The sequence below is a fragment of the Vibrio sp. 970 genome (assembly GCF_033339075.1).
In genome coordinates this window covers 21,423-43,901 of sequence record NZ_JAWOTW010000011.1, presented here as the reverse complement: position 1 = coordinate 43,901, position 22,479 = coordinate 21,423, and the positions used below count along the sequence as shown (strand labels likewise).

Sequence of the window (22,479 nt, the reverse complement as noted above, 5' to 3'; positions counted from 1 at the left end):
TACATAGTTATTATAACTAGGGTTTATTGTTTGCGAATAATAAGCCCTTTTTTATTGTGTCAACTATGAGAACCCACAAAATGTGTATGACTTTGTCCTGACGTTATCTTTATATAACTGGCAGAATTGCGATCAACATTTTATGTTTTGTCTGATCTTTGTCAGGTTTGCATTAAATTATTCTCCAGTGAGCGTTGAGATCGGGTTTTACGCGATCAACTCAGTTTGGCATAACTCGTTACTTAATTTTTGTCGAAAAAGATAAGATTAACTGCCATGATTCATTGGTTATCATTATGTTTATTTAAGGTCATATTTTGTGTTGAGACAGCTGTTATTACTCATCCTTTGTTTTATTTTGTTACCTGTTTCACCGATCTCTACGGCTAAAGCCACTGCGAGCGAAGTTAAAGGAGCGCTCTGTATTGTTCGCGCTGATGACAAGTTAGTGCTAGTTCATGAAGTATTAACGGATAAGATTTCTCTACCTGGCGGAACCATCATTGATGGTGAGTCTCCACAAGTTGCTGCTCAACGAGAAACGTGGGAAGAAACCGGTATAGTGGTTACGGTTGGAGAGGAGCTTGGCAGAACGGACACTGCGGTTTTTTACGACTGTATATCAGACTCTGACATTATCGCTTTTTCTATGAATAATTCTTTAGGTGGAAATGAACTGCCTATTTGGTTTGCCCCTCATTATGGAGTAGAAGTTGCTTCAGCGATGTTGCTTAGCCCATCTGAATTACCATCATCTTTATATCGTTATCCTGAGCAATGGCCACAAGCCACTCAGTTTTTTGATCAAGCTACCAAGCAATCAGTATCTTATGTGACTCAGTTGATCGAATCCGCGCCTTCATTTCGTCAGGTTGAATTGGCGTGGCTGATAGATTTACAGAGTTGGGTAGGGGCGTTGTCAGAAACGAGTTACGAGGTAGCTAGTCAGATCTCGAAACTCGTTATAGATCTGACAGAACCGACGGTACTACTCTTTCTATTTCCTTTAGCCATGATGCGCTTTGGTAGCCGGTTTGTGTACCGACTCTTTTTCGCAATTAGTGCAACGTCGCTTATGGTGCTTGTCGCTCAACAAGGCTTTTCGCTACCGCGCCCACATGTCTATATACCAATGATGGAGTTAACGCACAGCTTTGGCTTTAGTTTTCCTAGCTTGCCTATCGCTGTGTGGTTTTGTGTGCTGACGTTCTTGTTTCATAGAACCCAGTATTTTGGTTTGAATGGAACAACGGCAGTCTTCGTGTTCATCACTCTTACTGTGGTGTTAGGTAAGTTTTTCCTCGGCAGTGCCTTTATTTTAGATATGTTATTTGGCGCGCTGTTAGGCAGCTTGGTGGCTTGGCATGTTCTTCGACTGGAGACAAATCAAGATGTGAACGTTGATAAAGTTCTAAGCTCAAAAGGCGTCTGGTTCATTATGACTGCGGCAACATCGGTCATCTCTGTCATCTGGCCATTACCTGTGTTTGGTCGCTGGCTAGCAATTTTAATCACTGCATCAGCGTTGGTCATGACATTTAAAGAGTCGAAAGCACATTTAGATACTCGGCAGATGATCTTTGTAACGCTGGCATTGTTGCTTGTTGATCAACTCTATTTGTACTCGGCTAATATCGTATCGTTTAGCGGTTTGTGGTCATTAGTCTTGTCGACGTTACATTATCCATTATTAATGTTGTTATTTATGCTGCTTGCAAGGAAGCTGACTTGTGAAAACCAACCGAGCAAAACGTTGCTAGATTGATGGCTGTATTTGTTATCTATTAGTATTTGAGTAAAAACAAAGCCTTGCATTACAGCAAGGCTTTTACACGTTTAGTCTACGAACAACGCCGCTTGCCTATCTTGGACGGTTAGGGGTGTTAAACGTAAGAAGCTTAACGCAACAGACATGGCGGAAAGGGCTATGCATTGAGCACGAACTTTTCTATAGCTTTAGCGACACCGTGCTCATCATTACTTGCCGTAATGTAGTCAGCGATTTGCTTGGTTTCTTCCATTGCATTTGCCATCGCGATACCAAGGCCAGCGTATTTCAGCATGTGGTGGTCATTTTCTGCGTCACCCATACAGATAACTTCTTCCGGTTTAATTCCCAGATACTCGGCAATTGCGGCAACACCAATACCTTTGTTGCTCGCAGGGTTAAGAAACTCAAGGAAAAACGGAGCGCTTTGAACAACCGTAAACGCTTCGCGCATTTCAGCTGGCAGTGCTGCTATAACTTCTGTTAGTTTGCTTGGCTCTGCAACCATCATAGCTTTGATGATTGGATGATCGTCTTCTAGTGATTCGAAGTTCATCTCGGTGACATTTAAGCCATTTATCTTTGCTTCAATATCGGTGTAAGGGTTGTGTTCGTTGGTGATTAAACCATGAACTTGACTAAAAGCATGGACGTACGCACCTAGCTCTTCGGCTTTTCGCGCCACCAATTTTGCAGCTTTACCATCTATGATTTGCTGGTGGATGATGTCGTTTGTGCCTACGTTCTTGACCATCGAACCGTTGTAGTAAAGAACAAAATCTCGATCGGAATGGATATTCAGTTCGTCGAGCTTGTCTTGCATTCCTTCTAATGGGCGACCAGAAGCGAGAACGACAGTAACGCCTGCTTCTCGAGCTTTTGCGATCGCTTGTTTGTTTTCTTCAGAAATGGCTTTATCACTATTGAGTAGCGTGCCATCCATATCTAGTGCGATCAGTTTATACATCATTTCTTACCTTAAAGTTTTTTGGGAGCTGTCAGTGAATAAGGCTTGGTTTAACGTTAACCAGAAACCTATATTCATTACGCTATGAAACTACAAAATGATCTATTTTAACAATTAATTTTTGGTTTAAATTGACCTAGACACGCGTGTCCATTATGGTCTTCGCCTCGAAATGTTATGAGTTGAGTGAGTTCTGCGTTGTATAAGCTAAATGAGATGTTTGAAACCATCCAAGGGGAAGGGGTTTTCACTGGAGTCCCTGCTGTTTTTGTTCGGCTTCAAGAGTGTCCGGTTGGTTGCTCATGGTGCGATACCAAACAAACGTGGTATGCAGATGAGAATGATCAACGTCAAATAGGCGATATTCTGGTGAAAACGGAAGACTCTCCGACGTGGTGTGTTGCATCTGCCGAGAACATCGTAGAGCAATATCAACAGCAAGGCTTTAATGCTAAGCATATCGTGATTACTGGTGGAGAGCCTTGTATTTATGATCTGCGCCCTTTAACAAAGGCGTTTGAAGATATGGGGTGCCAATGCCAAATTGAAACCAGTGGCACATCAGAAGTGATTACTTCAGAAAATACGTGGGTGACAGTGTCACCAAAAGTAGCAATGAAAGGTAAATTACCAGTGCTTAATAGCGCGTTAGAACGGGCAAATGAGATTAAGCATCCAGTCGGTACCCAGAAAGACATCGACCACCTTGATGATCTTTTAGCAAATGCGAACGTGGCGGCTGAGACTATCATTGCACTACAACCAATTAGCCAGAAGCCTCGTGCTACGCAATTGTGTATTGATACGTGTATTGCCCGCAATTGGCGTTTGTCTGTTCAAACTCATAAATATTTGAGTATTGCTTAGACGAGAGGCTCGTCATCATTCGAGGTAGCTTTGCTATCGAAACATTGTCGATATATCTAAACAGTTTATAGCGTTGTAAAAGCTAAGAAGTGTTGACTGCTGTGGTGTGGTGCTATCTTTGGTTCGACAATCGTTTCGCATTTAATTGATGCCACCAATCTGGCGGCATCAAAATGAAGCTCTGTTGGCTGGAGTTTCACGCTGAGATAAAGCGTTTAGAAGCTAACGCAAAAGGTTTCATCCCACCGCTATTACCGCTAACAAAGACTATTTGCTCGCTAAGTATTCTTCTAAGCCGCTTTGTCGCAGTAGGCACGCTGGGCATTCACCACAGCCTTTACCAACGATTCCGTTGTAACATGTTAAAGTATTGTTTTGGACAAACTCCAACATATTGTGCTTATCAGCTAGAGCCCAGGTCTCGGCTTTAGTAAGCCACATTAAAGGAGTCTTAATATTGAAGGCTTTATCCATACCTAAGTTGCAAGAGAGATTTAGAGAGCGAATAAAGTTGTCTCGGCAGTCAGGGTAACCACTAAAGTCTGTTTCGCAAACTCCCGTAATGATGTCTTGAATGCCAAGCTGGTAAGCATGGATACATGCGTAAGTAAGAAAGAGAATGTTTCTCCCTGGAACGAATGTATTGGGTACGTTAGCGTCGCTTAAGTCATTAGATACCGGAATGTTGTCTCTTGTCAGCGAGCTTATCGCTAACTCATTAATTGATTTTACATCCAGGACTTTGTGGCTTTTGATGTTAAGTTGCTTACCTAATTCGATAGCGATATCTATTTCATCTGAATGACGCTGGCCATAATCAAATGTTATAGCATGAACCTCATCATATGTATTTAATGCATCGATTAAGCAGGTCGTAGAGTCCTGCCCACCGGAAAAAACCACAAGTGCTTTTGTTGTAGCCATGTTGAACCCTTAGTTATGCTCTTTGATTCTTTGGTATTGATACGTATTCTTAGGCGTTTAATCCCAATTACGTACTCGACTTCGTGGCGATTGCGTCCGCAATCAGCTGGGCTGTGCTCTCAAGCACTCTTTGCTTGTCATCATTTGACAGCTTGTGGAGATTCACCGCAAGTTCAGCGGTGATTTCATCTTCACAAAAAAAATAGTTTAGAGGCACGTTTAGCTCATCTGCGATAAGTTTGAGCGTTTTTACGTCGGGAGTATGGCGCTCCCTTTCGTATTGATTCATCCTTGCACTTGCAGAACTATCATCCATGCCGATACGGATGCCCAGTGCTTTTTGGGACAGATTCGCTTGTTTACGCGCATGCTTAAGGCGGGCTGGGAGTGGGTTATTAAACAACACTTAAAGTTCATACGAAGGACTTGGATGACTAAGATTATCTTAGTTTTTCTGATTTTTGTATACTAAGTAATGCTTAGTTATTGCCGAGGTCGCCAAGGCCGTGTCTGTATAACTAAAAAAGATTTCGCATCTTTAGGTTGATTAAGTGACGTTGAATCTACTTCTTCAAAAACTGCCGTATGAAGGAGCGGGAGGAGCGAGTAAGGGCACGAGAAACCGCAGCGATTTGTAGAGCAGAATTTGCTCTTCACATAAACGTAGTCGTCTAAGTTGAAGAGCAATATTGTTCTTGATGATCAACTATATACTTAAGTAAATAACTGTGTCGCACAATAGATCAGAGCTGCTGCTAAGCTCATATTGATGACTTTTCCATATCTCTGGAATTGCGATTGAAGTAGCTTTCCTGCAACGGCCCAAACTACGTTGCTAAGAAGTGCGATCAAAGCAAGAATGAGGCTAGTCGCTAAGATCCAGTAGATATTCTGAGTGTGGGGCAGTACGAACGTAGAAATAGAGGTAATTCCATAAAGAATGATTTTCACATTAACGAACTGCAAACCGAAACCTGTTAAGAAACTGATACCTTTAGAATTATCCGATGAAGTTTTGATCTCACTCGTAGCAAGCCCCCAAGCCAACCAAACAATATAAGCTGCTCCAATCCATGTTAGCCAAGGTGTAATCACGGGCAAGAGGCTGATCATGTTATACGTGAAAGCGCCACAAAGTAGCATCAAAACAACATAGCCACAAAACATCCCCGAAATCACTTTTGTTGAGCGTTTTAGTCCATATTGCGTCGCGATGCTGAGCGATAAAATGTTGTTTGGCCCTGGTGTAAATGAAGTAATGATTACGTAAGTAAAAAATGCGGTGTAGATGGCGGTCATCTCTATCTCTCCTGTTTTTACTGCACTATACTTCGCTACAATTGATTAAAAAATTGAATAAATTAAAACTTAGACTTTTAATTTATTGAACTGTTGGTTGTGGAGTCTAGTCATGAATCTAAAACGCTTTCTTACTTTTAAAGCTATTGTTGAAGAAGGATCGTTTCTAAAAGCGTCACAGAAGCTTTATTGCACGCAATCAACCGTCACCTTTCAAATCAAGCAGTTGGAACAAGATCTGTCTCTGCAGCTGTTCGAAAAAATAGGGCGTAAGATGGTTTTGACTCAAGCAGGAGAAAAGATACTGCCTTACGTCTATGAACTGGCGCGAGTGATGGAAAATATTGAGGGAACAGCACAGCAAGAAAACTCGGAGCCGACCGGTGAATTGAAAGTGCTGATTGCTGAGACTCAACTTGCTTATAAGATGGCTAATGTTTTAAAAGAGTTCAGGATCAGAGCGCCCAATGTCAGACTCTCTCTGCAATCACAAAATTGCTATCAGATTCGAGATGAGTTGATAGCGGATAAAGCTGATTTAGGTGTGTTTTATCGAGTAGGTAATGACGATACGCTCAAGGTCCACGAGTTTGAGCACGAGCCACTGGTATTGGTTGCTTCACCGCTTTTAAAAGGGCTAGATTTAAAGAAGAGAGAGCAACATATTGATTTAGGGTTTATAAGCAATGGCCCTAAGTGCCTTTTTCGACAGATGTTTGAGAGCATTATTCAAGAGCGTGATATTAGCATCGACAACATGATCGAACTTAGCAGTATTAATACGATCAAAAATTGCGTTGAGAGTAATATTGGTATCTCTTACTTACCTCGTTTTACGGTTGAAAAAGAGTTGCAAGAGGGCAGTTTACAAGAGCTTGAGTTCACCGAATTTTCACAGATGATCAAGCCACTCTGCGCTTATCATGCTGGGAAGTGTGTGACGCCGGCGATGGAAGTCTTTATTGATTGTATGCGTAACGAGTATGAACGGCTTTCTACTCAGAGTCGGTGATCTTTAATATGTTCTATCTGATATAGTTTCGTTTTTACTCCTTTTTATTTTTTAAGTGGCTACTTCTAATTTATTGATTTTTATTACTTTGTTTTGAATCCGACTGTTGTGGGATGATAAATGGGATCTGATGTGAAGAGCTATTTATTGACGGAAAGAGATAAGATATAAAAACGACGGCGTGTGATAACTAGATTAGATTACATAATTAACAGTGTAATAAATGCCATTCTTTATGGATTATTTTCAACGAGACTTAATTGTTACGGTTCGTTATTATTAACTCGTTAACGCATCCATTGCTAGGAAGTTAACTTACGCATATTGTTTTTTCATCATTTGCAGCAAATATAATTTGCTGCTTTTTTTTAGCCAAAAAAGTTCAAAGCTTGAACTACAAGCTATGAACTTTTATTTATACTTAGTGGTTTTCTACTTTAATAAGTAAAACACCGTTAAAAAGTATCGCGTAACCTAGTAACTCTAAGCTTTCTTCGACCAAGTTTTTCACGTCTCTATTGTATGAGTTCCCCATAAACTCGACCCAAAAATCACCATACCCTGCAAAGCGTGAGAATAAGAAAACAATGAAAAAGCCAATCGTTAATGTCGTGAAGCTAGAATGAGAAATGAAAAGTTTGACCTCATTTTTTATGTTAACTATGTTATTAAAACAAAAATAACAGACCGAGACTATTATAATCCAAGCAGGGTACTTCCATGAACCGTGAGAGAAATACTGCTCTATGTGGTAGTCCATTTCTCTAACGAATATAACCATAAAAAATGAAGACATTATTACTAATATGTGTTTGAGTTCAAGATACTCCTTAGATTTATACAAACACATTAACGATGAAAAAAGCACAAATGCTATTTGAGTCATTTCTATAAGAGAGTTCTCCGATGTGCTTTTGTCCATTTTTACGCTAAAATAAATCGTTGCTAACGTATAAATAACCAAAAAAATAAGATAAGATATTTTATATACTAACAAACTAGTGACCGAGGTGTGTTTTTCTTTAATATACATCGTAACTTGTATAGGTGATGGATTTGTTAGTATTATAAATCAAGAATTTTTTATATTTAGTGAATTAAGCGCCATTTAGAATGGAACTTAATTCACCTAACATTAAACTTCGATGGATCTTAAACATTTCTGTTTTAAATTATTGATTTTATTTGATTTTCTGTTAATTTTGATTAAATAGAATCAACTAGCTTTTATTGAAATGCTTTTCCCATATTGGTGGTATGCCAACTTCTTCTTGAACGATATCAATGAATGCCCTAACCAATGGTGATTGCTGACGGTGTGAGTACATGGCATAAATATCACCAAAATCTTGAGTTTCATATTCTGGTAAAAGTTGAACTAAATTAGAAGACTCTAGGTTGTTAGGAAGCATAAATTGACCTATAAGTGCAGCGCCCAGACCTGACTTTACGCTTTCAATTATTAGCTCAGCTTCATTTACCATGTATGACCCTGATATTGGGTATGTATCTAAACCATCTGATTTTGCTTTGTCGTAGAATTTAAGTTTATCGACAATAAAATTACCATTTGAATAAATAATAAAAGGTAGCTTAACTAACTCATCAGGCGTTTCTGGGTTACCATGTTTTTCAATTAAATTTCGAGAAGCAATGATTGCAGTCGTATTTTTTGCTAATTTTCTTGCTACCATTGATGAATCCCTCATAGGTCCGATTCGAAAAGCAATATCAAAATTACTTCTAATCACGTCTACATGAAGATCATCTAGCATTAGTTCAACACTTGCTTTTGGGTACTTATGTAAAAACTTCTCTATCGAAGGTTGTAGATAGAGTTTTCCAAATAATGTTGAGCTTGAAATTCGTACTTTCCCTGAAGGCTCAGTCTGAAAGTTCTCCGCTATTTGTTGAGTATCATCAAGGAGTTGAGATATTTGGTCTGCTTTTTCAACTATTTGCTTGCCGACTTGTGTTAATGAAAGAGAGCGAGTTGTTCTGTTTAATAGCCTAACGCCTAAGTGCTCTTCTAACTGCTTGATGTGTTTAGATAAAACAGAGCGGTCGATATTCATCCCATCTGCTGCTTTTGCAAAAGATCCAGCTTTAGAGACTTCTAAAAGCAGGTGTAGTTTATTTGCTAAATCCACAATGTTTATCCAAGTTAGATATTAGCGTATTAGTTTCATGTATAACTGCTGCTCTGTCTAGAAATTATTAATATACTTAATAACCAAAAGAAAAGGGAGCAATAGCTCCCTTTAGTATGAATTTAAATGAGTATTTATATTATGGTTATAGTGTTTGACGTTTTTTGTTTCGACTCACTAACATGTAAAAAACAGGTGTGAGTAGTAATCCAAATACCGTTACGCCTACCATACCCGAGAATACGGCAATACCCATTGCTTGTCGCATTTCCGCTCCGGCCCCTGTACCAATCATTAATGGAATAACACCAGCGGTAAATGCAATTGATGTCATTAGAATCGGTCGAAGACGTAAACGACATGCTTCCAAAATCGCTGATAAGGTATCTTGGCCATTGTCTTTAAGTTCTTTAGCGAACTCCACCATCAAGATGGCATTTTTACACGCTAGAGCCACAAGGACAATCAAAGCAATTTGTGTGAATATATTGTTGTCACCACCAATGAACCAAACACCTGCTAGTGCAGAAAAAATGGTCATAGGAACGATCAAAATGATAGCGAATGGCAGTTTTAAACTCTCGTACTGCGAAGCTAGCACCATGAAAACTAACAAAACAACAAGTGGGAATATATACACCATCGTGTTACCAGCCAAAATCTGCTGGTAGGTTACATCAGTCCATTCATAAACCATTCCCTCTGCTAGGTTTTGATCCAGTACTTCCTCAATAGCCGTTTGGGCTTGGTCAGAGCTGTAACCAAAAGCAGGACTGCCGTTTAGTTCTGCACTAGGGTAGCCGTTATAGTGCATCACGCGGTCAGGCCCAATCGTGGGTATGATCTCCAGTACAGCGCCGAGAGGAACCATTTTTCCGGCAGCATTTCTTACTTTGTAATTAAGTATTTGGTCAGGTTCGAGACGATAGTTCATGTCTGCCTGGGCATTCACTTTGTATGTTCTACCAAACATATTGAAGTCATTGACGTATAATGATCCTAAATAAACTTGAAGCGCATCAAAAACCTGCTCTAGAGGAACACCTTGCAGCATCGCTTGTTCACGATCTATTTGGATGTCCATCTGCGGCACTTGTATACGAAATGTGGAATATAATCCCATCAGCTCGGGTCTTGTTGATGCCTCACTTATTACCAAGTTCAATTGCTTGAAGAGCTCATCAAACCCCTTGTTCGCACGGTCTTCGATTTGAAGTTTAAAGCCGCCAGTAGAGCCAAGTCCTTGGATTGGTGGTGGTGGAAAAATCGCAACGAAGGCTTCATCAATGATTGAAAAGCTCTTATTCAAAGATGCAACAATCGCATTTGCTCCGAGAGTTGGATCATTTCGTTTATCGAAGTCCTCAAGCGTAACAAAAACGATGCCACTATTCGGACTGTTAGTAAAACCATTGACCGATAAGCCTGGGAAAGAAATGGTTTGTGCTACGCCAGGTGTTGCCAGCGCGAGGTTTTCCATTTCTTTAATAACGGACTCTGTTCTATCTAAACTTGCTGCATCTGGAAGTTGGGCGATCGCAACTAAATACTGCTTATCTTGTTGAGGAATGAATCCTCCAGGAACCGCTTTGAATAGAGAAACCGTTCCCCCGAGTAACGCAATGTATACCACCACAACAACAAGGCTAAAGCGAATCAGCTTCTTGACCAGAGCTTGATATTGGTTCGAGCTGTACTCAAAAATTCTATTGAATGGCGCAAAAACATACTTACCAAAAACCGCATCCAAGAGTTTGGTTAGCCGATCGGGTTTTGCGTTCTTATCTTGTAATAGCAGTGCTGATAAAGCAGGCGATAACGTCAACGAGTTAATTGCTGAAATAATCGTCGAGATCGTAATTGTTAGTGCGAACTGCTTATAAAACTGACCGGATAACCCTGTAATAAAGGTCGTCGGGATAAACACCGCACATAACACTAATGCAATTGCAATAATTGGCCCGGTAACTTCGGTCATTGCTTGTTTCGTTGCTTCTAGTGGTGCAAGACCATTATGGATGTTCCGTTCCACGTTTTCGACGACGACAATGGCGTCATCGACGACGATGCCTATGGCGAGAACAAGTCCAAACAACGAAAGTGTGTTAATCGATACTCCGAGCATTTGCATTACAGCGAACGTACCGATTAATGAAACAGGCACCGCAATGATAGGGATGATAGACGCGCGCCATGTTTGCAAAAACAGAATAACTACGACAACAACAAGTACAATTGCCTCTAGCAGAGTATGAACCACCGCGTCTATCGAACCACGAACAAAGACGGTCGGGTCGTAGGCTATTTCATATGAAACTCCAGTTGGAAAGGCTGCTTGTAAACGGTCCATGGTTGAACGAACCTGATTAGATAGCTCAATAGCATTAGCACCAGGGCGTTGGAATACGGGCATCGCCACCGCTGGTTTACCATTTAACAAGGCGCGCAGTGCATAAGAGTTTTGACCTAGCTCTACGCGTGCAACGTCTTTAAGACGCGTCAAAGCCCCTGTTTCGTCAACTTTTACTACGATGTCGTTGAATTCATCAATATTCTCCAAGCGGCCCTTTACGTTCAACAAAACTTGGAATTGGTTTTCATTAGCGGCTGGTTGCGCACCTAATGAGCCTGCTGCCACCTGTTGGTTTTGAGATCGGACGGCGGAGACAACGTCCATTACGGTTAGATTTCTAGAAGCGAGCTCATCTGGATTTAACCACAAGCGCATTGAGTACTCGTCACCACCGAAAAGGCGCACATCACCAACGCCTCCGAGCCGAGCTATCTCATCTTTCAAGTTTAAATTAGCGTAGTTAGCTAAATAACTGACTTCACGGCTAGAATCTGGAGAATATATATGCACAACCATGGTGAGATCAGGAGAGGCTTTTTCGGCAACAACTCCTAACCGTTGGACGGCTTCTGGTAATCGGGGCAAAGCTGTAGTGACGCGGTTTTGAATTTGAACCTGAGCTTTGTCCAAGTCCGTACCCAAAGCAAAGGTTACGGTCAATGTCATTCTGCCGTCACTGGTTGCCTGCGAAAACATATATAACATGTTTTCTGTACCATTAATTTCTTGCTCCAGAGGCGTAGCAACTGTTTCTGCGATTACTTTTGGGTTCGCACCAGGATAGTTTGCTGTAACTACTACTGTAGGAGGGACAACCTCTGGATATTCACTCACAGGCAACTGCAAAAGTGAAATTGCGCCTACTATTAATATCAATAGCGATAACATAGAGGCAAATATGGGTCTTTGAATAAAAAAGTGTGCAAATTTCATTCGGTTGTCTTCTTAGTCTTGAGCTAAACGTTTGTTTGGCAACGATGTTGAGTTTGAAGCCATAATCAATGAAGTATTGCTAATATCTAGCGTGACATTTTTTGGTGTGACTTTGCTATTTGGGCCAACTTTTGCTGGGCCATTTACCGCAATAATTGAGTCGGCGTTCAAGCCATTCTCGATAGCACGAAATGTTCCGTAACGTTCGCCTAAGGTTACGATGCTGTATTGCAACGTATTCTCTTCATTGAGTGTTAATACAAAGCGGTTTTCTAGATCTGTGCCAATAGAACGCTCTGGAACGAGAACTCGTTCAACTGGTTTGGTTGTTGATATCTGAACTCGGCCAAACGATCCCACTTTTAAGTTTGATTTTGTTGCATCGAATACCGCTCGAACCTGCAAAGTACCGGTGTTTTCGTTGATGGAGTTGTCGACAAAGTCAACGCGTCCAAAAAACTCCTGCCCACTTTGTCCAGATAGTTCAAGACGAGTAGGTAAGTTAGAGTCGGCATTGATTGTCGAGAAGTAACGGTTCCAAGTTCGCTCATCGACATCAAAGTATGCATATACCTGATCGTTAGAGACAATGTTTGATATAACGCTTTGATTTGCGTTTACATTGTTTCCTTTAGTAATGAATGCTCTTGAAATAGTGCCGCTAATAGGGGCATATATCTTCGTAAACTCAAGATCTAACTTTGCGGATTCTAACTGAGCACGCAAAGCCATTAGTTCTGCAGAGCGTTGTTTTACTGCGGTATCTCGGGCCTCTGCTTGTTCCGCTGAGATGGCTTTTCGCTTAACAAGTTGAGCGGCTCTCTTTTGTTCGTTTGCTGCTTGCTCTAGCGCAGCTCGAGCACTCTTAACTTGCGCTTCAAGTCGTGAGACCTGAGCTTTGAAGGTTCGATCATCAAGAGTGACGAGTAAGTCGCCTTTGTTGACACTCTGTCCGTCTTTGAACTCTACCGTTTCAATAACTCCGGAAACGCGTGGCATTAAAGAAACTTTCTCTGGGGCTTGAAGCCTTGTTGTAAAGGTGAACCACGATTGAACGGGCTCATAGATGACTTTGGAGACGTCTATCGTAGGTAAGGGAGTATTAGGTTGTTTGGTTATCTCTTCGTCTGCACAAGCAGCTAAAACGGATAAAAGGCCAATGCCGAAAACTTTCTTTAACATTTGTCGCGCCCTAAATGATTCTGTTCATACTAAAAGGAACGGCATTGTATTCATTGTACCTATGGGTAAATAGGCCCTCAGCGAACATAGAGTAGTGATAAAAATGCACGATTAAATATTGGTCAAAATGCTCATTTTTTGGTTTGAAAAAGATCAGTTTAGGGTTTTAAAGACGTGGAGTATTGTTAAATGTAATAAGCCATAATAGATAGGAATAACTAAACAGAAGCTAAAGATAGCGACGAAAATTAAAGCGTTTTTAATTCGTGCATTATTTGCAATTCACTGATGCAATTTTAACCATAAAAAATTGAAATTAATTTTGTAAAATCCATTTCCCATCACATAAAGAATAAAAACTAAATAAGGAATTGTGCAGTGGATCTCGCAAGCCAACTTGAATTACTACTGGATGTCTCTGAATACGGAACTTTTGCTAAGGCTGCTGACAGAAATCATATAGATCGTTCAGCTTTGTCAAAACAGATCAAAAAGCTAGAGGATGAATTGGGCTTACGGCTGTTAAACCGTTCCACGCGTTCGCTATCCCTGACCAATGCAGGTGTTGAGATGGTGGCGCAAGCCAAGAAAGTAAGAGAGGTTCTAACCGAAACTCGTAGTATTGCTGCTACATTTCAGGATGAACCGAAGGGTAACTTGAAAATATCAAGCTCCACTTTCTTTGGCAGAGCATACTTAAATCAGGCAGTTAAAGAGTTTATAAAACAGTACCCAAACATTACTGTAGAGCTGCTGCTCGATGATAATCGAGTCGACGTTATCCACGAAGGTTTTGATGTTGTGTTTCGTATCGGACCAATCCGAGAGTCCAACATGATAGTGCGTAAGTTGGCAAGCAATAATATGGCACTGGTTGCATCGAAGAGTTTTATTGACAAGTATGGAGCCCCGAGCTCTCCAGAAGAGCTTATAAAAATGCCAGCAGTAATATACTCTAATGCTAACTTTAAGGCGGATAAACTACGTATAGCGCCAAGCCAGTCATCAAGCGACGTTAGAACGTATAATATCAACGGGCAGTACTTCGTGAATGAAACTGAGTTAATGCTCGATGCCGTAAAATCTGATCTAGGGTATGCTTTAATAGGGCAGTTCTTTCTTCAGGAGAGTTTGAGTAAACAAGATCTTGTCCAGTTGCTTCCTGATTATAATCTTCCCGCAATAGGGGAAATATATGCAATGTATACTCACCGAAATCAACAACCATTAGCCAAACTATTCATTGATACTGTTCAAAAAATAATAGGGACGCCTCCTGTTTGGATGGATTATCTCAACTAATATGAGTACTAGGACATAATGTTTTAGATTGAGGGCTTGTTTATATTTATCCATAGAATATGGTTGAATTTGCACTTTAAAAATAATTGCCACTGTTCATAATTTCACTCGATTCAAACAACACAAGTAGTGGTAATTAAATGAAAATGACAAGAACGTCGATCGCAATCGCAGCACTTTTCTCTGCAAGTGCTGCAAATTCAGCCGTAGTTTATGAAGATCAAGAATCAGTGTTAAATATTCATGGCCGAGCGCAAGGGATGTATTATTTCTCTGATGATAAAAATGCTGACGGAGATAATAGCTACATTCGTGTAGGACTTTCAGGTGAGTCTAAAATAAATGAAGATCTTTATGCCTTCGGCTTATATGAGTTGGAATTTAAGTCTAATCGCAGAGATGCTGATGGGATTGAAGATGATGAATTTGATATCCGAAAAGGCTATGTAGGAGTTGGTGCAGATTACGGAACAGTAAGTTATGGACGTCAATACGGTGCGGTCACTTTAGTATCTGATTACACGGATATTTTCCCGGAGTTTGGTAATGAAGCTGCTGGCGTAAGTGCGGATCTATATGGTACCGGTCGCTCCGATTCAGTATTTAAGCTAACGACAAGCTATGAAGGTTTGAATATTCATGTTAGCTATCAGGCTGAAAACGATGAAGTGTCAACAGATGCAGCCTCTTATGGTGCGGCGGCGGACTACAAGTTGCCATATGGCTTCAAAGTTGCGCTTGGTTACAACGAAGGTGAAGGGCAATCGGGTGCAGAAGATGCAGAGCTGCTAACGGGTGCTATTGCATTTGAATACGACAAGTTTTATGCCTCTGTTTTATACAGTGATGGTGAAAACTGGGCTAAAGATGGTTCTGAAAGTAATATTGATTACACCGGTATTGAAGCTGTTGCCACTTATGAAGTAACAGATAAGCTTTGGGCACTAGTTGGCTATAACAATTTAGAGCGTGATGATGAAGATGTCGTCGATTACTACTCACTAGGTGCAGAGTACGATTTGACTTCTAATTTTAAAGCACTAGCAGAATACAGAATTACAGATGTAGACAATGAAGACGATATTCTTGCAATAGCTGCGAGATATTCATTCTAAAAAATTAATAAATATAAAAAGCCTGAAACTATTTTCAGGCTTTTTATTTATCGGTGTAATTTTATAAGTGCTGATTTTCATCCATATATAATGGATTATATTGATCGTTACTTGTTAAAGTGTTTTGGATATAATTGTTTTGTTAGCTAGTCCACTGCTAGTTTTCATTTTCATATTTTTTGAATGATGATTTTTTTCTTTGGCAACAAGAAGTATCTTGTTGCCTTTTTTTTACGTCTTATGGTTAATTAAAACAAAAAGAGTTTTTTTATATATTGCTATAAACGAGAAAAATATAACGAAAATTGTCAATCTTAGGTTGAGTTAATCTTCATAAAAAAGTGAACTCAATTTCAAGGGTCTTTTTCATTTAAGTGATGTGGAATCCATATGGCGAACCAAGTGAATGATAAAGCGCCAAACGACGAAATGTATCTCAATGAAGATTGGAAAAATTATTTTTATGTAAACGATAGAGGTAGGGATTGATACTGTTTATGTAAGGAGAGAGCGATTTATGAAAAGCAGTCGTTTCAATATGATTAGACACCTTTACTTTCTTAAAATAGGAAGGGCTCTAAGAAAGTAAAGGTGCAGATGATTTTTTAGTTTTTACCGCCGTCACTTGTTCTGAAGTGATAATCGAAGTTTATGATTGCACGATATTTAACTTCATCACGGTTAAGTGCGTATTCTTCAACTCTCACTTTACTATCATCGATTGCAATATCACGAGGGAAACCGCTTCCAATGATGTTTAGACGATTTCTAAGTTCATGTTTTGATAGCGTTTGGTATTCATCGACAAGATCAAACGCAGAGCTATAAGCTGCATCTTTTGTCGTAAAGTCATTGAGAACAACTTTGTTTGTAGAGTGTTCGACATGAATACCAGCAGTAGCAGATAAACTGAATAATAATAGTGATGAGAGCGTCATTAGTTTTTTCATATAGTCACCTTTTTATTTGTATTACAAAGTCAAGATGTCCAACGAATCCTTGTTAATATCTCTCGACAAAGGTGATAGTGCCATTATATAAATGTGCTGTACATCACATTTGTGACCATTAACTATGGAAGAATTGTCAACAATAAAACTCAAGCACTTTTGACATTACGGTCAATGTGAAAAAGCGAATATCTGTATGGTTTCGTTAATAATTAAACCACTCTCGGAAACGCTGACTATTCAGTCAAAGCGTATGTTTCTTGTCGTTATAGTGACCTGCCTACAACTTAATCACTTAATGCATGCAATTCAATTGCAATGGCTTGGTATAGATTTTCATTCAGATCTTCCAGCTTAGTAACGATCCTACAAATTCTAGTGATTAAAAAGTCATTGTTTGTGGTTTTTTATTCTATTGTCGTGTATAAAAAAACTTTACAACAAATGATAAAGGAATATCCATGAAAAAGTTATTGTGTTTTGCTGCACTGGGGTTAGCTGTTTCGACGACGGTTAATGCAGACCCAATTTTAGACGACATCAAAAGTACAGGGGAGCTAAAAGTCTGCTTTGATTCTGGGTATATGCCTTTTGAAATGACAGCAAAAAATGGGCAGTACATCGGGTTTGATATCGATTTGGGTAAGCAAATGGCGCGTGCCATGGATGTTAAGTTTGTGCCGGTAAACACTTCATGGGATGGCATTATCCCAACACTGTTGACTGGTAAGTGTCACATGATTATGGGCGGGATGACTATCACACCTATGCGAAATACTCAGGTGAATTTCGCTGATCCCTATGTGGTTATTGGCCAATCCATTCTCGTAGATCTCAAACATGAAGGTAAAGTGTCTAGTTACCGTGATCTCAATAGTCCAGAATATGTTGTTGCAACTAAGCTTGGGACAACGGGTGAGCAAGCGGTAAAACGATACCTTCCGAAAGCTAAGATAAATTTATACGAAACTCAGTCTGAAGCGGTACTTGAGGTTGCCAACGGAAAGGTAGATGCGTTTGTTTATGACTTTCCTTACAACTCTATTTATGTGGCGGAAAACAAAGGGCAGTTAATGCACTTGGCTAAACCGTTTACTTACGAGCCTTTGGGTTGGGCTGTGCCGCAAGGAAATCCAGATACGCTCAACTTCTTAAACAACTATTTACGTCAAATTAAGGGCGATGGAACTTACGATCGCATTTACGATAAGTGGTTTAACGACGATAAATGGTTAAAGCAAGTCAAGTAATCATATTGTTATTGTAGAGGAGCGGTTAGCTTCTGGCTTGGTTCATCGCCAACCAAACGGTTCGCGCTGTGAAGCTAACGCTTTTCTTTATTCAAATACCCAACCAACTTTAATCAAAGTCATTCTCGGAATCACATGCAAAATAACTTTAAATCCCTATTGTGGAACGCTGTTTTTGTTCTTGTTTTGCTATCAATTTGCGGTCTTGTCTATCTGTCAGGTAAGCGAATCGATTACAGCTGGAATTGGGAGCGTGTCCTTCCTTATATTGCCACTAACGCTGCTTCATCCATTACCGCGCCTGTCGATGGGAACATCATTCTCGACGAGAATAACCAACTGGCTCTGGAGAGTATTCATGGTGATATTGTTCTTGAACTAAGCCAATATAAGTCTGTGGACGTCTATGAAGGTGATCTTATTTTTGAAGGAGATACCTTAGCAACTATAAAAGAGTGGCGCTCTGGCCCAATTTTAGATGGTGTTGTGACGACCATTAAAATCTCACTCTGGTCACTTATCATTGCTCTAGCGTTGGGCTTAGTTGTCGGACTAATGCGCATATCCAGCAATCCGGCATTAAAAAAGCTGGCGCTTGTGTATGTCGAGGTTATTCGTGGAACGCCTCTTTTAGTACAGATTTTTATCGTTTACTTCTTTATTGGTACTGTGCTTGACCTTGAGCGTTTTACTGCGGGAGTGATAGCGCTCTCCGTGTTTACCGCCGCTTACGTCGCAGAAATTGTGCGGTCAGGAATCCAGTCAATCCCAAGAGGACAAATGGAAGCGGCGCGTTCACTAGGAATGAATTATCCCAAAGCGATGATTTATGTCATTTTACCTCAAGCGTTTAAGCAGACATTACCTCCCTTAGCCGGGCAGTTTATCAACCTGATAAAAGATTCCTCACTCGTCTCCGTGATCTCGATTACTGATCTGACAAAAGCGGGCAGGGAAGTCGTAAGTGGTAGTTTTGCCCCATTTGAAGTTTGGTTTACCGTTGCGGCCCTTTATTTGCTTCTAACTAGTACCTTATCTTGGGCAATACAAACGTTAGAAAAGAAATTGGCAGCAAGTGATTAATGGTGGAGTCATTAATGGAATACATTATTTCAGCAAAAACAATTAATAAAATTTACCCTAATGGCTGCCATGCGCTCAAGGACGTATCGGTAAATGTAGAAAAAGGGGAAGTGATTGTCATCGTAGGACCGTCAGGTTCTGGTAAGTCAACATTCTTACGGACGATTAATCAATTAGAGACAATAAATAGTGGGTCTATAATCGTAGATGGTATCGATATGTACCACAAATCTACGGATATCAATAAACTACGCGCTGATGTGGGCATGGTATTTCAAGGCTTCAACCTTTTTCCACATAAAACGGCGATAGAGAATGTCATGTTGGCACCTTTAAAGGTTTCTAAACGTGACCCTGAATCGGTGAAGAAAGAAGCAAAAGATTTGCTTTATAAAGTCGGTCTGTCGGAGAGAATGGATAATTATCCTAATCATTTATCAGGTGGACAGCAGCAGCGCGTCGCAATCGCTCGTGCGTTAGCAATGAAGCCCAACATTATGTTGTTTGATGAACCCACATCAGCACTAGACCCTGAAATGGTTGGAGAAGTTCTTGATGTGATGAAAGATTTGGCCAAGGACGGAATGACCATGGTCGTGGTTACTCATGAAATGGGTTTCGCAAAAGAGGTCGCTGATAGGGTGTTGTTTATGGAAGATGGTGAGCTTTTGGTTTCTGACTCTCCTGAGCGATTTTTTGATAACCCCTCCAATCCTAGATTGCAGAAATTTTTATCTAAGGTCTTATAATAAAAAGAAAATTTGATTGAGGGTTAGCCCCTCAATCACTTCATGCACTATTGTGGCTCGTAACGTTCGCCTCGCCGAGAGACATAGATAATGGGCTTTTTACTCGAAGTTAATGGCGATAACATTAGCTTGGTCCGAATGAAAGGTCTGGTAAATACTAAAGTGTTTAATCAGCCATTAAGTCTTTGTTCACTTTAAACATAACAATTTCATTTTGAATTGATAAAAATTGTGTTTGAATAGAGCTTATGGATGTTTGGCGGTATGGATGTCTAAATGAAGAAAGTAACAATTTTAGATGGTGGCATGGGGCGAGAGTTGAAACGTATTGGCGCCCCTTTTTCTCAGCCGCTTTGGAGTGCACAAGCGCTAATTGAATCACCACAACATGTAAAAATGGCCCATGAGAATTTCATAGACGCTGGCGCAGAGATTATCACTGTCAACAGTTATGCATGTGTTCCATTTCACTTAGGCGAGGGACTCTATGCAAAACGGGGGACTGAGTTAGCAAAATCTGCAGCCAAAATTGCCAGAGATGTAGTCACCAGCTCTAACGATAGAGTGCTCGTTGCGGGTTCTCTTCCTCCTGTAATGGGGTCTTACAGGCCTGAATTATTCGAGCCGAAAAGGGCACTGGAAGTGGCTTCTGAGTTATTTGAAGCTCAAGATCAATATGTTGATATTTGGTTAGCTGAGACCGTGTCTAGCCTTGCTGAAGTTGAAGTTCTATCAATAATTTTAGCCAAAACAGATAAGCCCAATTATCTTGCTTTCACCTTAATGGATGAGCCTAACTCTTTGCCTCGCCTTCGCTCAGGGGAATCTCTTAAAGTCGCGGTTAATACGCTGTTGAAAACAAATGTTTCAGGTATCTTTTTCAATTGCTCTATCCCTGAAGTTGTCGAGCAAGCGATCATAGATACACAAGCAGTATTGAGTGAGTCAGGTAGAGAATTGACGATAGGTGTTTTCGCAAATAGCTTTGCTCCGATAAAGCAAGCGCACCAAGCCAACGAGACCATTCAGGAAGTTCGTCATTTCTCTCCGACTGAATATCTTGAGTATGCTAAAAAGTGGCATGCGCAGGGAGCGAGCATTATTGGTGGTTGCTGTGGGATTGAACCACGTCATATTAAATTGCTAGCGACTTGGAGAGACACTCTCGAAAACGCCTAATTTTGGTGAAGCGCAGGGAAGTATGGCAAGAGGTTTTGTTTTTCATTCATCGTTATAGACAAAATAAAGGTCTTTCATATCTGGCAAAGTAACAAGATGCTTTAACTTGCTCATTACTTTGCCAGTTTGCCTCGAGATCTTTATTAATTATTTTTGGTTCAGATTAACGACAATCTTTCCAACTGTTCTCTGATTTCGCATGTCCAAGAGTGCGTTACCTACATCTTCTAAGCCGATGATCTTCAGTTTCGGTACTTCCAATTCTCCATTTTCTAATAGCTCAGACACTTCCTTTCCGGCATTAACGATACTTGCAAACCCTCTCTCGCCAAAGACATGACCAGAGCCCAAACTTATTTGATGGAAGCCCAAGCCTTTTAAGAAGGCATCTGGATATTGAGAAGGGTCGACAGTCTTGACGAGCTCCACCATTTCGCCCTCAAAGGTTAACACCGAGGCTGCAATTCGGTCGTTATCACCGCCTACACAATCGAGTGCAACCTCAACGCCATGATTTCCGGTAATGTCCATTACTCGCTTAATTACATCTTCATGATGATAATCAATCATATGGGTTGCTCCTAACGAGGACAAATATGCGTGATTAGCTTCTGAACTAGTAGCAATGATCTGTTCAACACCAAATGTCTTTGCTAACTGAATAGCAAAGCTTCCAACGCCGCCAGCACCTCCGGCGATAAAAATGCTGCTTCGATTTGAAATATCGAGCTTGTCTACCAAAGCGCGATATGCGGTCCAGGCTGCGCAAGGTGTAGATGCTGCCACTTCAACCGGAACCTGAGGGTGCTTTATGAGCGTTCTTGAATCATGGATAGCAAATTCAGCGAATCCACCGTGATGGCGCCTCATGTTGCCGTGATACAACACTTTATCGCCAACCTTCCAATCAACGACCGCATCGCCTACAGAGACTATTTCTCCTGATACGTCTAACCCGCCAACAAAATTGTTATCCATGTTAGTGACCATGTCTGACCAATAATGAATTTTTGCATCGACAGGGTTCAAACCAACAGCGTTAACTTTAACCAATACATCAAATTGGGTTTCTAGTTTTGGTGTAGGTAATTCGGATAAAGAGAAAGTATCGTTATCTCGTTGGTAAGTTATCGCTCTCATAGGTTTTCCTTATTATTAAGAATGGTCGAAAGTCATACTAACTCAGAGGGTGCTGCTGCAATAATTATGGTTTTTTCTTATTTTGATAATTTTAGGTTATGTTTGATAAAAAGGAATCGAGATGCTCTGAAATTATCATCGACAACCAGTCTGCATAGCTAACGACATGTAACTTTATGATAAGTAATGACTAGTTTTATTATTCCATTTTTATGGAAATATTCTGTTGATTTTTTGTTTTGTGATTCTATAATTC

General features: G+C 40.3%; 18 protein-coding genes. 9 read left to right on the top strand and 9 right to left on the bottom strand.

Features of this window, described 5'->3' with window-relative positions; translation table 11 throughout:
• The first annotated feature begins 319 nt into the window (after positions 1 to 319).
• Positions 320 to 1,765, top strand: coding sequence for a bifunctional NUDIX hydrolase/phosphatase PAP2 family protein (locus tag R7Q11_RS16480; RefSeq protein ID WP_005388193.1), 1,446 nt, complete (start codon positions 320 to 322; stop codon positions 1,763 to 1,765).
• A gap of 160 nt (positions 1,766 to 1,925) precedes the next feature.
• On the opposite strand, the gene R7Q11_RS16475 is transcribed toward R7Q11_RS16480, so the two are convergent.
• Positions 1,926 to 2,735, bottom strand: coding sequence for a Cof-type HAD-IIB family hydrolase (locus tag R7Q11_RS16475; protein ID WP_017821691.1), 810 nt, complete (start codon positions 2,733 to 2,735; stop codon positions 1,926 to 1,928).
• A 216-nt stretch (positions 2,736 to 2,951) separates the two neighbouring features.
• On the opposite strand from R7Q11_RS16475, the gene queE reads away from it, so the two are divergent.
• Positions 2,952 to 3,602, top strand: a complete 651-nt coding sequence (gene queE, locus R7Q11_RS16470) for a 7-carboxy-7-deazaguanine synthase QueE (RefSeq protein ID WP_005377296.1) — start codon at positions 2,952 to 2,954, stop codon at positions 3,600 to 3,602.
• 267 nt (positions 3,603 to 3,869) lie between these two features.
• Here queE and queC read toward each other — a convergent pair whose 3' ends face one another.
• From queC to eamB, 3 genes are all read right to left on the bottom strand, one after another.
• On the bottom strand, positions 3,870 to 4,526 hold the full coding sequence (gene queC, locus R7Q11_RS16465; RefSeq protein WP_005377298.1) for a 7-cyano-7-deazaguanine synthase QueC: 657 nt from the start codon (positions 4,524 to 4,526) through the stop codon (positions 3,870 to 3,872).
• A 67-nt stretch (positions 4,527 to 4,593) separates the two neighbouring features.
• Positions 4,594 to 4,932 (bottom strand): helix-turn-helix domain-containing protein, encoded by a 339-nt coding sequence (locus R7Q11_RS16460; RefSeq protein ID WP_005388200.1) that lies wholly within the window; start codon positions 4,930 to 4,932, stop codon positions 4,594 to 4,596.
• A gap of 308 nt (positions 4,933 to 5,240) precedes the next feature.
• Complete coding sequence (eamB, locus tag R7Q11_RS16455; protein WP_171343287.1) at positions 5,241 to 5,825, bottom strand: cysteine/O-acetylserine transporter; 585 nt, start codon at positions 5,823 to 5,825, stop codon at positions 5,241 to 5,243.
• Between the two features lie 112 nt (positions 5,826 to 5,937).
• On the opposite strand from eamB, the gene R7Q11_RS16450 reads away from it, so the two are divergent.
• Positions 5,938 to 6,837 (top strand): LysR family transcriptional regulator, encoded by a 900-nt coding sequence (locus R7Q11_RS16450; protein WP_213885711.1) that lies wholly within the window; start codon positions 5,938 to 5,940, stop codon positions 6,835 to 6,837.
• Positions 6,838 to 8,057: 1,220 nt separating this feature from the next.
• Here the strand turns inward: R7Q11_RS16450 and R7Q11_RS16445 are convergent.
• From R7Q11_RS16445 to R7Q11_RS16435, 3 genes are all read right to left on the bottom strand, one after another.
• Positions 8,058 to 8,987, bottom strand: a complete 930-nt coding sequence (locus R7Q11_RS16445; protein WP_005377305.1) for a LysR family transcriptional regulator — start codon at positions 8,985 to 8,987, stop codon at positions 8,058 to 8,060.
• Between the two features lie 145 nt (positions 8,988 to 9,132).
• The gene (locus tag R7Q11_RS16440; RefSeq protein WP_225466585.1) at positions 9,133 to 12,273 is read right to left on the bottom strand and encodes an efflux RND transporter permease subunit; all 3,141 of its coding nucleotides are present in this window, start codon (positions 12,271 to 12,273) and stop codon (positions 9,133 to 9,135) included.
• Between the two features lie 12 nt (positions 12,274 to 12,285).
• Positions 12,286 to 13,455 carry an efflux RND transporter periplasmic adaptor subunit gene (locus R7Q11_RS16435; protein WP_225466584.1) on the bottom strand — a complete coding sequence of 390 codons (1,170 nt, stop codon included), beginning with the start codon at positions 13,453 to 13,455 and terminating at the stop codon, positions 12,286 to 12,288.
• Positions 13,456 to 13,833: 378 nt separating this feature from the next.
• Between R7Q11_RS16435 and R7Q11_RS16430 the strand changes: the two genes are divergently transcribed.
• Both R7Q11_RS16430 and R7Q11_RS16425 read left to right on the top strand, forming a co-directional pair.
• Entirely contained in the window at positions 13,834 to 14,757 is a 924-nt protein-coding gene (locus R7Q11_RS16430) for a LysR family transcriptional regulator (RefSeq protein ID WP_085570005.1), read from the top strand.
• Positions 14,758 to 14,897: 140 nt separating this feature from the next.
• The gene (locus tag R7Q11_RS16425; protein ID WP_005377322.1) at positions 14,898 to 15,872 is read left to right on the top strand and encodes a porin; all 975 of its coding nucleotides are present in this window, start codon (positions 14,898 to 14,900) and stop codon (positions 15,870 to 15,872) included.
• Positions 15,873 to 16,477: 605 nt separating this feature from the next.
• Here R7Q11_RS16425 and R7Q11_RS16420 read toward each other — a convergent pair.
• A complete protein-coding gene (locus R7Q11_RS16420; RefSeq protein WP_005377323.1) occupies positions 16,478 to 16,822 on the bottom strand; it encodes a DUF3316 domain-containing protein in 345 nt (114 codons plus the stop codon).
• 461 nt (positions 16,823 to 17,283) lie between these two features.
• On the opposite strand from R7Q11_RS16420, the gene R7Q11_RS16415 reads away from it, so the two are divergent.
• From R7Q11_RS16415 to R7Q11_RS16400, 4 genes are all read left to right on the top strand, one after another.
• The gene (locus R7Q11_RS16415) at positions 17,284 to 18,072 is read left to right on the top strand and encodes a transporter substrate-binding domain-containing protein (protein WP_005377324.1); all 789 of its coding nucleotides are present in this window, start codon (positions 17,284 to 17,286) and stop codon (positions 18,070 to 18,072) included.
• Positions 18,073 to 18,207: 135 nt separating this feature from the next.
• Complete coding sequence (locus tag R7Q11_RS16410; protein ID WP_005377325.1) at positions 18,208 to 19,155, top strand: amino acid ABC transporter permease; 948 nt, start codon at positions 18,208 to 18,210, stop codon at positions 19,153 to 19,155.
• Positions 19,156 to 19,169: 14 nt separating this feature from the next.
• A complete protein-coding gene (locus R7Q11_RS16405; RefSeq protein ID WP_005377326.1) occupies positions 19,170 to 19,904 on the top strand; it encodes an amino acid ABC transporter ATP-binding protein in 735 nt (244 codons plus the stop codon).
• A gap of 276 nt (positions 19,905 to 20,180) precedes the next feature.
• Positions 20,181 to 21,083, top strand: coding sequence for a homocysteine S-methyltransferase family protein (locus R7Q11_RS16400; RefSeq protein WP_225466583.1), 903 nt, complete (start codon positions 20,181 to 20,183; stop codon positions 21,081 to 21,083).
• A gap of 147 nt (positions 21,084 to 21,230) precedes the next feature.
• Here R7Q11_RS16400 and R7Q11_RS16395 read toward each other — a convergent pair whose 3' ends face one another.
• On the bottom strand, positions 21,231 to 22,223 hold the full coding sequence (locus tag R7Q11_RS16395) for a zinc-binding dehydrogenase (protein WP_171343389.1): 993 nt from the start codon (positions 22,221 to 22,223) through the stop codon (positions 21,231 to 21,233).
• Positions 22,224 to 22,479: the final 256 nt, after the last annotated feature.